Here is a 13,607-nt window from a genome sequence, read left to right as displayed (position 1 = left end):
CTACTTCACACCCGTATTTGCTGTGTAGCTAAATTTTAAATAGCTTTGTGCTTTTTCTAAAATAGCGAATGCCTCCTTTAAATTTCGCTGCTCGAACGGAGAAAGTAAATGTGGGTCTAAGTCATTATCTGGCTCTTCGCCCTTCTCTATTTGCCACGCTTGATGACGAATTCGCATCATGGCTATGTACTCGAGTGCATCACGTAAATCTTGCGCTTTACCCTGTGGTAATAGCTTAGCTTCAATAATATCTTCTAAACGCTCAAACGAATTTTGTTTACGCGAACCAATGGCTAACGCATGCACGCGTATAACATCAGAAAGTGGTGCAGTCCCTCTTCGCTTTAAGTTCATTGAACGCTTATGTTGGCCATTATGCTCCATAACAAAGCCTTTAAAAAAGCCAAGCGGTGGTGTTCTATTTCTTGCATTTGCTGCCATATTAGCTAAAAACACCCGATTAACTTTACTTTGTTTGGCTATAAATATTTTAAGCTCATTAGCCCACTTAGTTTTACCCCACACCCCGTCTAAATCAAAAAATATAGAACTATTAAGCAGTGCTTGTGGTTTTGGCTGGGCTATCCAATCAGCAAATTGATCAAACCACTCTGAGCGAGTTTTACGCCATTTTTTAAACGACGCCATTATTTCGCCATCACAATAGGTGTAACCACATTGCGCTAAGCCATCGCATACAAAATCGGCAATATTTTGAAAATATTCGTTATGTTTTTCATCGTCGTAACTGTCATCTAAAATGAGTGCGTTATCTTGATCAGTTACAATAAGTTGCTCGTCGCGAGCCATTGAGCCCAGTGCAATAAAACAATAAGGGACGGGTGGCGGCCCAAACTTTTCTTCAGCTAATACAAGTAATCTTTGCTTAAATGTACGCCCGATAACGGCCATGGCAGTACCAATCATGTGTGAATTTGCATCTTCATTAACCATGCGTACAAATACATTGGGTAATTGGCGTGCATAATGCGCTAAATCTTCAATTGTTTGTTGAGCAAGTATGCCGCGCACAAGTAATAAGCTGCTTTGCGATTCATAACGTAAAATATCAGAGAGTGATATAACCCCTATAGGACGTCTTTTTTGTACTACTGGCAAATGATGTAAGTTATCTCTAAGCATGGCAAGTACTGCCTCGAAAATATAATCATTAGCGTCTAAAAGTACTAAGTTAGTCGACATAATCTCTTTTGCTTGAGTATTAAAAGCAAGTCCTTTAGCCACTACTTTTGAGCGTAAATCTCTATCGGTTATTATGCCAACGACTTGTCCATCATCTTCCTCAGGATCGTCGTTTATTGGTTTATTTACATCGGTTACCAACACTGACGAAACGGCCTCTTCGGTCATCAATTTTGCAATATCTTGTATTGTAGACGTTGCATCTACGGTGACTACATCTCTGTGAATTAATGATTTTACCTTCGCAGTTGTAAGGTCATTGCCATCAGCTTGTTCAACAATAGCTTGATGTAAACGCACATTACCATCTGTTTCAAAGTAATCAGCAAATGCATCAAACTCATCACAGTAATGATTAAATAGTTCAACATTTATGCAATAAACTAACGTATCTTCAAGAGCAGTTGCAGGAAAACGCACCTTACGGTTCATCAATAAACCCATTTGACCAAATATTCCTGCGATGGCCAAACGATTGTATAGCTCACCATTCCGGCGATACATTTCTACAGAGCCACTTCTAATCACATACAAATCAGATATATCTTGTCCAAAACTTAAAATGTCTGTTTTTGCTCTAAAATAAGCAACTTCCACTTGTTGAGCCAGCTCATTAAGCGCTTTTTGAGGTAAGTCATCAAAAGGAGGATGTTGTGCTAAAAATTGTGCGATTTCAACTTGTTCGGCTTGCATAAATCCCTTCCTATATGCGCATTAAAATGACTAAATATGCTTTGCAGATTAACACTATCATCGGAGTGTGAAAACAATTACTGCACAATTTAGGGCACAAAAAAAGAGCCTAAATAGACTCTTTAAATGTAATACTTATTGTAAAAATTTATTTACCGCGCTGAGCCTCTTTTTTAGCTTTTTTAGCTTCTTTACGTTGCTGTAAAACGGCTTGCGCTTCATTGCCAATATGACCTTCACCACGCGCTTGTGCTAGTTCTATTTGCTTTTGGCGTTCGGCAAAACGCGCGCGTTGCTCGTCTGTTACTTCCTCAATACAATGATGACAAGATACACCTTCCATGTATTCAGGCTTTAACTTTTCTTCTTCTGTAATTGGCATACGGCACGCGTGGCATTGATCATAAGAACCTTTTTGTAAGTCGTGATCAACCGCAACTCGATTATCAAATACAAAACATTCGCCTTCCCACATGGTTTCTTCTTTTGGCACTTCTTCAAGATATTTTAAAATACCGCCTTCAAGATGATAAACCTCATCAAAACCTTGCTCTTTCATGTAGGCTGTCGATTTTTCACAGCGAATGCCGCCGGTACAAAACATCGCTACTTTTTTATGTTTCTCAGGGTCTAAGTTTTCTTTTGCCCACTGTGGAAATTCACGGAATGTCGTTGTATTTGGATCGACTGCATTTTGAAAAGTACCAATCTCAATTTCGTAGTCATTACGTGTATCAATTAAAATAACTTCTGGATCAGAAATAAGCGCATTCCAATCTTTTGGTTTTACATAACTACCCACAACTTTTAGAGGGTCAATGCCCTCAACGCCCATCGTTACAATTTCTTTTTTGAGTTTTACTTTAGTGCGATAAAACGGGCATTCATCATCGTAAGATTCTTTTGTTACGATGTTTTTTAAATTTGGTTGCGTATCAAGCCATGCTAGTAAATTGTCTATCCCTTCACGTTTTGCAGAAACAGTGCCGTTTATTCCTTCAGCCGCAAGTAATAACGTACCGCGTACTTCATTCGCTTCCATCACTTCAAGCAATGGCTTACGGATAGCTTCAAATTCAGGTAAACCAACAAACTTATACATCGCACACACTACAAAGTGCTCATTTGTTACATTATCTTTATGGACAGCCGTCATTTTATTTCCTATTTTGCTTTTTTAGCCAGTATTGGCGTTTACCGAATCGTAAATCCGGCGCATATGGGGCGCGTATTTTACGCTTTTTTAATTTAATTGCAAAAAATAGCGCTATAGATTGGTTTTTACTGTTAGCGACCTATCTGTGTAAGCTATAATGCGCTGATAAATTTATAGACTTAATTTGCTCATTTTGGAGAAACACACATTGCAGTTTACTGATCTTGGGATTGATACACGCCTTGAAACACAATTAGCACATCAAGGGATCACCCAGCCCACCGACATTCAAGCTCATGCGGTGCCTACAGCACTTGCGGGGTATGATATTTTCGCTCAGTCTAAAACTGGGTCGGGCAAAACCTTGGCGTTTTTATTACCTGCTGTACAAAGGGTTATGAAACAAAAAGCACTCAGTAAACGCGATCCTCGTGTACTTATTGTTGCTCCTACGCGTGAGCTTGCTACGCAAGTATTTACTCAACTGCGTTTATTAATTGCAGGCACAGCTATTAAGGCCGTAAAAATACTTGGCGGCGAAAACTTTAATGACCAAATAAAAGCACTTAGAAACGATCCACAATTTGTAGTTGCTACACCTGGGCGTTTAGCCGATCACATTACAAAACGCTCACTACAATTGAGTGGACTAGAACTGCTTATTTTTGATGAAGCCGATCGTATATTAGATTTAGGCTTTACCGAGCAGTTAAAAATGATTAACGAGCAAGCTAATCACCGTTTACGTCAAACGCTATTGTTTTCTGCAACACTTGATCATGCGCAAGTAGATGCACTATCACGTAACCTATTAAAAAAGCCAAAGCAAATTACGCTAAGTGCAGCGAACGAGCAACATAGCGATATTAAACAAACGTTATATCTTGCCGATCACCTTGATCATAAAGAAGCGCTTTTAGAGCATTTCTTGAATCAAGATGATGTTGGCCAGTGCATTATCTTTACAGCAACACGTTCTGACACGAGTCGCTTGAGTGAGGCGCTTAATGCTAAAGGCTTTAAGTCTGTAGCACTTGCAGGAGACTTAACGCAAAGTAAACGTTTAGATATTATGGATTCGTTTAGTCGCGAAAACTTTAAAATATTGATAACGACCGATGTTGCGTCTCGTGGTTTAGATTTACTAAGCGTAACGCATGTTATTAACTTTGATTTACCAAAACACGCAGAAGAGTATGTACACCGCATAGGTCGTACTGGGCGTGCTGGTTTTAAAGGTAACGCAATTTCATTAGTTGGTCCTAAAGATTGGGCAAGTTATTTAGCTATTAAAGCATTTTTAAATGACGAGTTAAAATTTGCGAGCTTAGAGGGTTTAAAAGCTAAGTTTAAAGGTTTAAAAGAGAAAAAACCTGAGACAACGTGGGATAAATCTAAAGAAAAAGCAGCTGCTGTTAAAAAGCCTGTATTTAAACGCAAAGCTAAACCTAAAAAGCCGACAGCACCAATTAAAGCACCAATGAACATTGATGGCGATACACCAATGCGCCGTAAAAAAAAGACTGAGCAGGAATAATTATGAGTTACCTAGGAACCACACAAACATTATTTGTAAAAGAAGTGAGTAACGAAGGTGCTTACTTAGACGGCCATGATTTAGGTGAAGTATTTTTACCAAAGCAAGAAATTAAACATGAACTTGAAGCTGGCGATAGCATAAGTGTTTTTATCTTTTTAGATAATGCTAATTTAGCGACTGCGACAACTAAAAAGCCACACGCACAAGTAGGTGAATATGCTCTACTTCGCGTTAAAGAAATTAATAGTATTGGTGCATTTTTAGATTGGGGTCTTGAAAAAGATGTTCTAACTCCGTTCAACGAACAAAAACCACGCATGCAAGAGGGTCATTCATATTTAGTTCGTTTGTACCTTGATAATGCAAGCCAACGTATTTGTGCATCAAACAACTTTAATCGTTTCTTATCTAAAGATGAGCCGCAATATACTCACTTACAAGAAGTGGATTTAATCGTCGCTGGTAAAACAGATATTGGCTACAAGGTATTAATTGAAGAATCGCACTTCGGTGTTGTTTTTTACAATATGGTATTTAAAAGCTTATTTGTAGGCCAAAAGCTTAAAGGATTCATTCAAAAAGTACGTGAAGACGGAAAAATTGATGTTGTACTAGAAAAGCCAGGCATGGGTAAAGTAAGTGACCTTGGTGAAACTATTATGCAAAAACTTAAAAACGAAGGTGGAGTTATTCCATTAGGCGATAAGTCTGAACCTGAAGCGATTAAAAAGATGTTTTCTACTAGTAAAGCTAATTATAAAAAAGCGATTGGTGGATTGTTTAAACAAGAGTTGATAGATATTGAAGCGAAATCCATTCGCTTAAGATCTTAATTATATAATTGGCTTTAATTATACCAATCTGCTTATATATGAGGTCTATTTAACGTTAAGAAAATTACGCTAGAACTAGGCAAAAATTTTTGTATCTAGTTGTTCTAAATAAAAAATTTTTAACAACGTTATAGTGAAATTTAATTCGTTAAATTGATCAAAGATTTATGCAGGTTGGTATTACTCATATTATCTGTTTGTAATTAACCTAAAATATACTTGTAAGGCAATGTACATTGCGTATATTGCCTTGAATAATCAAGGACTTCACCTTCCGACTCAATATTGAGTGGCGCTAAACGAAAAACCTTTTTTTCACATTCTGTTTTTTTATCATCAAGTTTAGATATGCATTCACTCACACTTACATGCTGAGATATGAGTGTATCTTCATTTTTGTAACACAGGTGATGAGCATAATCTTGCATTGTTTTTTTAAAATAAAAAATATCGACAGGGTACGTTGAAATTATATCTGTAACGGTTGTGACACCGTCATATACTTTATTAGAAAAAACATATTTATTTACCGAAAAAACTGCAACAATAATTATTAATGAACCAAATAATAACTTCAAAACAAACCCCTTACTTCATCTTTATTCTAACAATGTAACATAAAATACACATTAGGTAAGGGTCTTTAGCACTATATTGCTGCTTTTTGTTAAATTATAATATGGTTTTATTAACATCGTTGAGCACTTTAACGGGATTATCCGCTTGAGTAATAGGTCGCCCTATAACTAAATAATCACTTCCTGCATCTATAGCTTGCTTAGGAGTCATGATACGCTTTTGATCGCCGGCATCACTGCCTTCAGGACGTATACCTGGTGTAACAAGTTTAAAGCTCTCACCTAACTCTGCTTTTAAAGCTTTAGCTTCTTGCGCAGAACACACAACGCCATCAAGCCCTGCTTCCTTTGCAAGCTTAGCTAAATATATAACTTGCTCTTGAGCAGATTTATCAACGCCTAAACGCTTTAGTTCTGTTTCATCCATGCTGGTTAATACAGTAACAGCAATAAGCAGTGGCGCTTTATCACCAAATTGCTCAAGAGCAGATTTAGCTTTACTCATCATTTCAAAGCCACCAGATGCATGTACGTTAACCATCCATACACCCATTTTCGCAGCAGCAGTAACCGCTTTAGCTACTGTATTAGGAATGTCATGAAATTTTAAATCTAAAAAAACATCAAAACCTAAATCAATTAACTCTTTAACAAATGCAGGCCCAAAATAAGTAAACATTTCTTTGCCGACTTTAAGACGACATGTATCAGGAGAAAGTTGTTTAACAAAGTTTAAGGCAACTTCTTGATCATCGTAATCTAATGCTATAAGAATTTTTTTTGAGTGTTCGAAAGACATGACTATCCTAATGTATGGCAGTAAAATTATTAATATGGGGTTATTAAAATCCGTCTAAGCCTCGACTTGGAACAATGGTTTCCCAATGCTTACAAGAAGGGCAATTCCAATATATTGTGTAACTTGTAAAACCACAATGCTGACATTGAAAGTCAGGCTTTGTAGCAATATAAGAGGTTACAAGTTTATCAATTTCGTTAAGTACTTCTTTGGTATTTTTATTTTGGTCGCCCATCAATTGCAGTAAAAAACTGAAACCACGAATAGTAGGTTGACGTTTTAAGCTATCAGTTAAAAATTCAAAGGCTTGTTTTGTATGCCCTTGTTCAAGTAAGGCTTGGCAATGTTTTATTTTAATTAATACACCGCCCTTTTCTAATAAATCACTGACTAATTCATGAAATTGATGCGTTAAATTTAATTGTTTATAACTGTGGGCAAGCTCATCAATAAATAAAGGCGCAAACAAAGTGAATTGAGTGACAAGTTCACGCCAGTAATAAATAGCTTTAACGTAATCTTCTTTTGCGTAAGCAACTAAACCTAATTCATACAGGGGACGCACAGCTTTATAATTTAAGCTAATCGCTTTTCTCATTAGTTGGGGCGTACTGTCACTTAAAGCTGACTCACAATAAAAATTAGCAATCGCTTTAAATTGTTGTTCTTTTGAAAATAACTCACTGTGGGCTTCAAACATGTTGATGCCTTTCTCCCATTCACGGGTTTGCGAGTATAAAGTAATAATAGGATCTAGCGCTTCTACATGCCCTGCTTTAACTAACCAAACTAAGTGCTCTTCCGCACTGTCTAGTAGCCCAGCCATTATGTAATCTTCGGCAAGTTCTAAACGGCTAGTTGCAGCTTGTTGTTCATTTAAGCCTGGGTGTTTTAATAAAAGTTCATGGATTTTTATTGCGCGGTCTAATTCACCTCTACGGCGAAACATGGTGGCAAGTGTAGAATAGTGCTCAACTGAGTCGGCTGACACTTCAAGTAAGTTGATTAAGTGCTCTAAGCCTTGGTCTTCTTCTCTGTCGAGTAGAAACTTTAAGCCTTTGCTGTATTCAGAAGTGATCTGACGATTAAGTTGATGAGCTTGGTTTTTAGCACTGTTTTTACCCATAATCCAACCGTAACCGGCGGCAACAGGTAATAGTAAAAACAAAAGCTCAATCATAGTTAGGTGTCTTTATTCGCGGCAAGCTTTTTTTTATCTTTTTCAGGCGCTAATTGCTTTTTTAAACGGTAGTTTTGCCACTTTAATTGTGAAAACAATTTAAAGCTAATAAAACAACCAATCAAAACACCTAATAAAAAGCAGATACTTATTATTACAGCTAAAGGTAGTGTATTACTGGCTATAATATAATTTATTTGTACTAACTGTGGGTTTTGTGACCCTAATACAAATGCACTGATAAGGCATAGTGCAACCAGAATAATTTTTAATACCTTGAACAAGTAACTACTCCACTAAGTTAACTAGGCAATGCTTTCATTTACGCGGTCGCGTAATTCTTTGCCTGGTTTAAAATGAGGTACATGCTTTCCTTCAAGCTCAACTGTATCGCCAGTCTTAGGATTACGACCTGTGCGAGGAGCGCGGAAATGCAAAGAGAAACTACCAAAACCTCTGATCTCAATACGATCTGAAGTAGATAATGAGCCGGCCATTTGTTCAAGAATTTCTTTTACAGCATTCTCAACATCTTTCACTGGAACGTGTGCGTGTTGTTCCGCAAGTGTTTCTATCAGTTCTGACTTAGTCATAACGTTTCCTTAAAAAGAGATATAGGAAGGGCAAAGAATGCCCTTCCAACTAAAAACTAATTATATATTAGTCTTTTTGTGCATTTGCGAAAGCAGCTGCCATTGCGTTTTCAAACACTGGCTCTTCTTTCTTAAGCTTCTCTAGTACTTCTTTCTCTTCTGCTTCGAAAAGAGCTTTTACAGATAAGCTTAAAGTGCGGTTCTTACGATCAACACCAACGTATTTAACTTCAATCTCGTCGCCTACAGAAACAACAGTAGTTGCATCTTCAACGCGCTCTTGAGCGATATCAGCTACACGGATGTAACCTTCAACGCCTTCGATAAGTTCAACAGTTGCGCCTTTCGCATCAACTTCAGTCACTTTACCTTTAACAATAGCACCTTTTTTGTTTGCATCAAGGTAGTTATTGAATGGGTCAGCTTCGATTTGCTTAACACCTAGAGAGATACGTTCACGCTCTGGGTCAACTTGCAATACGATAGCAGTGATTTCGTCGCCTTTCTTGAATTCACGTACAGCTTCTTCGCCAGGTGTATTCCAAGAAATGTCTGAAAGGTGTACAAGACCGTCAATACCACCGTCAAGACCGATAAAGATACCGAAGTCAGTGATTGATTTGATCTTACCAGTAACTTGATCGCCTTTGTTCTGTAGACGAGCAAATTCCTGCCAAGGATTAGCAATACATTGCTTAAGACCAAGAGAAATACGACGACGTTCTTCGTCAATTTCTAAAACCATAACTTCAACAGTGTCGCCTAAGCTAACAACTTTTGAAGGATGGATATTTTTGTTAGTCCAATCCATTTCAGAAACGTGTACTAAACCTTCAACGCCTTCTTCGATTTCCACGAAACAGCCGTAATCTGTAAGATTAGTAACACGACCAGAAAGTTTAGAACCTTCTGGGTAACGACCAGCGATAGCTGCCCATGGATCTTCACCAAGCTGTTTAAGGCCTAGAGATACACGAGTTTTATCTTTGTCGAATTTAAGAACTTTAACTGCGATTTCGTCGCCAACATTAACGATTTCTGAAGGGTGCTTAACACGCTTCCACGCCATATCAGTAATGTGTAGTAGACCATCAACACCACCAAGGTCAACGAATGCACCGTAGTCAGTAAGGTTCTTAACGATACCTTTAACTTCTTGACCTTCAACAAGGTTAGCAAGAAGCTCTTCACGTTCTTGTGAGTTTTCAGATTCGATAACTGCACGACGTGAAACAACAACGTTGTTACGTTTTTGGTCAAGCTTGATTACTTTAAATTCAAGCTCTTTGCCTTCAAGGTGAGTTGTGTCACGTACTGGACGAACATCAACAAGTGAACCAGGTAGGAAAGCACGGATTGAATCAACTTCAACTGTGAAACCGCCTTTAACTTTACCGTTGATAACACCAGTAACAGTTTCTTGCTCTTCACATGCTTTCTCAAGACGGATCCATGCTTCGTGACGCTTAGCTTTCTCACGAGAAAGAATAGTTTCACCGAAACCGTCTTCAATTGCATCTAGTGCAACATCTACTTCGTCGCCAACAGCAACTTCAAGTTCACCAGCAGCATTTTTGAACTGCTCAGCAGGGATAGCACTTTCTGATTTAAGACCAGCATCTACAAGTACAATGTTGTTCTCGATTGAGATTACTGTACCTTTAACGATAGAGCCTTGCTCTGCTTCAAAACCCTTTAAGCTTTCTTCAAATAACTGCGCAAAATTTTCTGACATACGAATATACGTCTCTATATATTATACCAATAAGCAACCATGCTGCATGGGGTTGTTAAAATAGCACTGGCATCCTGCTGGCGCATAAAATGTGTTTTAGCTTCGTTTAGGAAGCTTACCTTCAGATATTGCAATATCTAATAAAGTTATTACTTTATCAAACACTTGCTGTGCATTAAGTTCGCTAGTATCGATCTCAATAGCATCCTCTGCAGGTACAAGCGGAGCAACGGCACGATTCATATCGCGCTCATCACGAGCTTGAATGTCCTGTAATAGACCACTTAGTGTAACATCAAGACCGCGCGTATTCAACTCAACAAAACGTCTGCGAGCACGCTCTTCTGCGCTTGCTGTTAAATATATTTTTAACGGTGCATCTTGAAAAACCACAGTGCCCATATCACGACCATCGGCTATTAAGCCATTTTCAGTGCGAAATGCACGCTGGCGGCGTAATAATGCTTCACGAACGCGAGGTAATGCTGCAACCTTTGACGCTGCAGCGCCTACTTCTTCATTACGAATAGTAGTCGTTACATCTTCGCCTTCTAAAATAACTTTTCCTGCATTAGTTTGGCTATCTACCAAAAACTGCACATCTAAATTTGCAGCAAGAGGGACAAGCCCTTCTTCATTGTCTAATGCAATTTGGTGGTGAAGTGCAGCTAAAGATAAAACGCGATAAATCGCACCACTATCTAGTACATCCCACCCCAACTTGTCGGCTAACAAGCGACAAACAGTTCCTTTACCTGAACCACTTGGGCCATCAACGGTGATCACGGGCATTAATAACGCCTGCATTTAAAACCTCCTGCAATGCACACCTAAATAAACCGCGACATTATACGTCAGTTATTAAAATATATCTGCTATTAGTGTGTAACTTTTGTAATTACTTCTAAATAGCTTATTCACTGACTGATGCTAAAACATTGAAAAATGTAGGAAATGTTTTATAAGTACACTTTGGATCATTAATCGTTATTGGCTTTCCGCCTACGGCAACCATAGCAAAACACATAGCTATACGGTGATCGTCGTAAGTATCTATAGCAACATCATTAAAATGTTCAGGTGGAGTGATTTCAATAAAATCCTCACCCTCTACAACTTCAGCGCCTACTTTTCTGAGCTCAGTTGCCATTGCGTACAAACGGTCTGTTTCTTTAACACGCCAGTTATAAATATTACGAATAGCGGTTTTACCTTTAGCAAATAAAGCAACTGTTGCCAGTGTCATTGCTGCATCAGGAATTGCATTCGCATCTATATCTACGCCATTAAGCTCGCCTTTGCGAACAACTAAACGCTCATCATACCAATCAATTTTAGCGCCAACCTGCTCCATGACTTTAGCAAAGCCAATATCACCTTGAACCGATTTAGCGCCAACACCTTTAATTTCTATCTCGCCACCGGCAATCGCTGCGGCTGCAACGAAATAAGAAGCCGATGAAGCATCACCTTCAACCATAATACGCTCGATTGATTGATACTGTTGACCACCTTTAACTTTAAAAGTTGCATAGTCACTGTGCTCAACATCAATACCAAAGCGCGCCATAACACCTAACGTAATATCAATATAAGGTTTAGATACTAAAGTGCCCTTAATAGTTATATTTGTATCGCCGTTAAATAAAGGTGCTGCCATTAACAAGGCAGTTAAAAATTGGCTTGAAATACTGCCGTCAATTTCAACTTCACCGCCGTTGATTTGACCGCCTACGATTTTTAAAGGTGGATAATCTTTATGTTTTGTATAGGTAACATCGCCACCCAGCGTTTGTAGAGCATCAACTAAGTGCCCTATTGGGCGCTCTTCCATACGCGGCTCGCCTATTAGCTCGTACTCACCACTTACAGCAGCAAGTACAGCGGTTAGAGGTCGGTAGGCAGTACCTGCATTACCTAAAAATAATGGTTCACTTGGTGTTTTAAACACACCACCAACACCCTCTACAGTAGCTACAGTGCGTTCTTCATTAAGTGTTACATTTACACCTAAAAGCTTCAGAGCACCCAACATATGACGAATATCATCACTATCAAGTAAGTTCTCTACAACGGTTGTACCATTAGCAAGCGCTGCTAATAATAAAATACGGTTTGATAAGCTTTTTGACCCAGGTAAGGTAACTGTGCCATTTACACGAGAAATGGGCTCTAAACGAAGTTGCTCCATTAGCTATTTTCCTTTGCAAAGGCAGCCATAAAGTCAACTAGTGCCTGAACACCTTCAAGTGGCATTGCGTTATAAATGCTGGCGCGCATACCGCCCACTATTCGGTGACCTTCCAAAGCAAGTAAACCCGCTTCGTTAGATTCAGCAACAAATTTGCTATTTAAGCTTTCATCATTCAACCAAAAAGGAACATTCATGCGTGAACGACAATGCTTAGCAACAATATTTGAATAAAAATCAGAGTTATCGATAAAGTCATACAATAAATCTGCTTTAGCAATATTTTGTGCTTCCATGGTTTTTACACCACCATTGCTTTCAAGCCATTCAAATACTTCAGCCGCTAAATACCAAGCAAAAGTCGGTGGGGTATTAAACATACTGCCCTGCTTTGCTTCAAGTGCGTAATCTAAAATACCAGGTTTTGGTAGACCTTCACGCTCTAATAATGTTTTACGCACAATAACGATTGATATACCCGATGGACCAATATTCTTTTGTGCGCCGGCATAAATTAAATCAAATTTATTAACGTCTATTTCGCGCGATAAAATAGTTGACGACATATCGGCAACAATTGGTGCTGTTGGGTGGCTAGGTACATCAAAAATCTCTAAGCCATCAACGGTTTCGTTAGGGCAATAGTGGATGTACGCTGCATCTGCTGGTAAATCCCAGTCAGCTACCGCTTTAATAGAAAACTCGCCATCAGCATCATTACGTACATCAGTAAAAGTCGTTTGAGTGAATTTACTCGCTTCATCTCTCGCGCTTTTTGACCATACGCCATTTTCGCAATAAAAAGCGGTTTTACCTTCTTGGTGTAAATTTAAAGGCACGGCACTAAATTGACCTCGACCGCCACCATGCATAAACAGCACTTCAAACTCATCACTAATATTCATTAGGCGACGAAGGCTAGCTTCACATTTTGCAGTAAGCGCTAAAAACTCTTTACTACGATGGCTTATTTCCATCACAGAAACACCTAGATCTTGCCAATCTAGGAACTCTTTTTGCGCTTTTTTCATCACCGCTTGCGGAAGCATAGCCGGTCCCGCACAAAAATTATATTTACTCATTACCTTTGCCTCATTCCAGTAATT

General features: G+C 38.6%; 13 protein-coding genes. 2 read left to right on the top strand and 11 right to left on the bottom strand.

Translation table 11 applies throughout. The features are described 5' to 3' along the window. Both PX700_RS13775 and trhO read right to left on the bottom strand, forming a co-directional pair. On the bottom strand, nt 1-1,896 hold the full coding sequence (locus PX700_RS13775) for a DUF294 nucleotidyltransferase-like domain-containing protein (RefSeq protein WP_479521006.1): 1,896 nt from the start codon (nt 1,894-1,896) through the stop codon (nt 1-3). Between the two features lie 148 nt (nt 1,897-2,044). Then, on the bottom strand, nt 2,045-3,052 hold the full coding sequence (trhO, locus tag PX700_RS13770; RefSeq protein ID WP_479521005.1) for an oxygen-dependent tRNA uridine(34) hydroxylase TrhO: 1,008 nt from the start codon (nt 3,050-3,052) through the stop codon (nt 2,045-2,047). Between the two features lie 208 nt (nt 3,053-3,260). Between trhO and PX700_RS13765 the strand changes: the two genes are divergently transcribed. Beyond that, nucleotides 3,261-4,589, top strand: a complete 1,329-nt coding sequence (locus tag PX700_RS13765; protein WP_479521004.1) for a DEAD/DEAH box helicase — start codon at nt 3,261-3,263, stop codon at nt 4,587-4,589. A 2-nt stretch (nt 4,590-4,591) separates the two neighbouring features. Next, the gene (locus PX700_RS13760) at nt 4,592-5,425 is read left to right on the top strand and encodes a CvfB family protein (protein WP_024590152.1); all 834 of its coding nucleotides are present in this window, start codon (nt 4,592-4,594) and stop codon (nt 5,423-5,425) included. Nucleotides 5,426-5,628: 203 nt separating this feature from the next. Here PX700_RS13760 and PX700_RS13755 read toward each other — a convergent pair whose 3' ends face one another. From PX700_RS13755 to serC, 9 genes are all read right to left on the bottom strand, one after another. Continuing rightward, nucleotides 5,629-6,003 (bottom strand): hypothetical protein, encoded by a 375-nt coding sequence (locus PX700_RS13755; protein ID WP_479521003.1) that lies wholly within the window; start codon nt 6,001-6,003, stop codon nt 5,629-5,631. A 94-nt stretch (nt 6,004-6,097) separates the two neighbouring features. Then, nucleotides 6,098-6,802 (bottom strand): orotidine-5'-phosphate decarboxylase, encoded by a 705-nt coding sequence (pyrF, locus tag PX700_RS13750; protein ID WP_479521002.1) that lies wholly within the window; start codon nt 6,800-6,802, stop codon nt 6,098-6,100. Nucleotides 6,803-6,845: 43 nt separating this feature from the next. Further along, entirely contained in the window at nt 6,846-7,982 is a 1,137-nt protein-coding gene (lapB, locus tag PX700_RS13745) for a lipopolysaccharide assembly protein LapB (RefSeq protein WP_166419018.1), read from the bottom strand. 2 nt (nt 7,983-7,984) lie between these two features. Further along, on the bottom strand, nt 7,985-8,266 hold the full coding sequence (locus PX700_RS13740; protein WP_024600249.1) for a lipopolysaccharide assembly protein LapA domain-containing protein: 282 nt from the start codon (nt 8,264-8,266) through the stop codon (nt 7,985-7,987). Between the two features lie 21 nt (nt 8,267-8,287). Beyond that, nucleotides 8,288-8,575, bottom strand: coding sequence for an integration host factor subunit beta (gene ihfB / locus PX700_RS13735; protein WP_007583054.1), 288 nt, complete (start codon nt 8,573-8,575; stop codon nt 8,288-8,290). A 67-nt stretch (nt 8,576-8,642) separates the two neighbouring features. After that, a complete protein-coding gene (rpsA, locus tag PX700_RS13730; protein ID WP_002961176.1) occupies nt 8,643-10,310 on the bottom strand; it encodes a 30S ribosomal protein S1 in 1,668 nt (555 codons plus the stop codon). A gap of 96 nt (nt 10,311-10,406) precedes the next feature. Then, a complete protein-coding gene (gene cmk / locus PX700_RS13725) occupies nt 10,407-11,117 on the bottom strand; it encodes a (d)CMP kinase (RefSeq protein ID WP_076923977.1) in 711 nt (236 codons plus the stop codon). A gap of 106 nt (nt 11,118-11,223) precedes the next feature. Beyond that, a complete protein-coding gene (gene aroA / locus PX700_RS13720) occupies nt 11,224-12,501 on the bottom strand; it encodes a 3-phosphoshikimate 1-carboxyvinyltransferase (RefSeq protein WP_479521001.1) in 1,278 nt (425 codons plus the stop codon). Next, nucleotides 12,501-13,583 (bottom strand): 3-phosphoserine/phosphohydroxythreonine transaminase, encoded by a 1,083-nt coding sequence (serC, locus tag PX700_RS13715; RefSeq protein WP_479521000.1) that lies wholly within the window; start codon nt 13,581-13,583, stop codon nt 12,501-12,503. The genes aroA and serC overlap by 1 nt, the downstream gene beginning before the upstream one ends. Nucleotides 13,584-13,607 lie beyond the last annotated feature (24 nt).

This window comes from Pseudoalteromonas sp. TP27 (assembly GCF_056470645.1).
Note: the sequence above shows the minus strand (reverse complement) of the source record. Positions and strands in the feature narration are given on the sequence as shown.

Coding starts and splice junctions, on each gene's coding strand:
- trhO (WP_479521005.1), bottom strand. CDS start 3,052: ATGACGGCTGTCCATAAAGATAATGTAACAAATGAGCACTTTGTAGTG.
- serC (WP_479521000.1), bottom strand. CDS start 13,583: ATGAGTAAATATAATTTTTGTGCGGGACCGGCTATGCTTCCGCAAGCG.
- PX700_RS13760 (WP_024590152.1), top strand. CDS start 4,592: ATGAGTTACCTAGGAACCACACAAACATTATTTGTAAAAGAAGTGAGT.
- pyrF (WP_479521002.1), bottom strand. CDS start 6,802: ATGTCTTTCGAACACTCAAAAAAAATTCTTATAGCATTAGATTACGAT.
- ihfB (WP_007583054.1), bottom strand. CDS start 8,575: ATGACTAAGTCAGAACTGATAGAAACACTTGCGGAACAACACGCACAC.
- cmk (WP_076923977.1), bottom strand. CDS start 11,117: ATGCAGGCGTTATTAATGCCCGTGATCACCGTTGATGGCCCAAGTGGT.
- rpsA (WP_002961176.1), bottom strand. CDS start 10,310: ATGTCAGAAAATTTTGCGCAGTTATTTGAAGAAAGCTTAAAGGGTTTT.
- lapB (WP_166419018.1), bottom strand. CDS start 7,982: ATGATTGAGCTTTTGTTTTTACTATTACCTGTTGCCGCCGGTTACGGT.
- aroA (WP_479521001.1), bottom strand. CDS start 12,501: ATGGAGCAACTTCGTTTAGAGCCCATTTCTCGTGTAAATGGCACAGTT.
- PX700_RS13775 (WP_479521006.1), bottom strand. CDS start 1,896: ATGCAAGCCGAACAAGTTGAAATCGCACAATTTTTAGCACAACATCCT.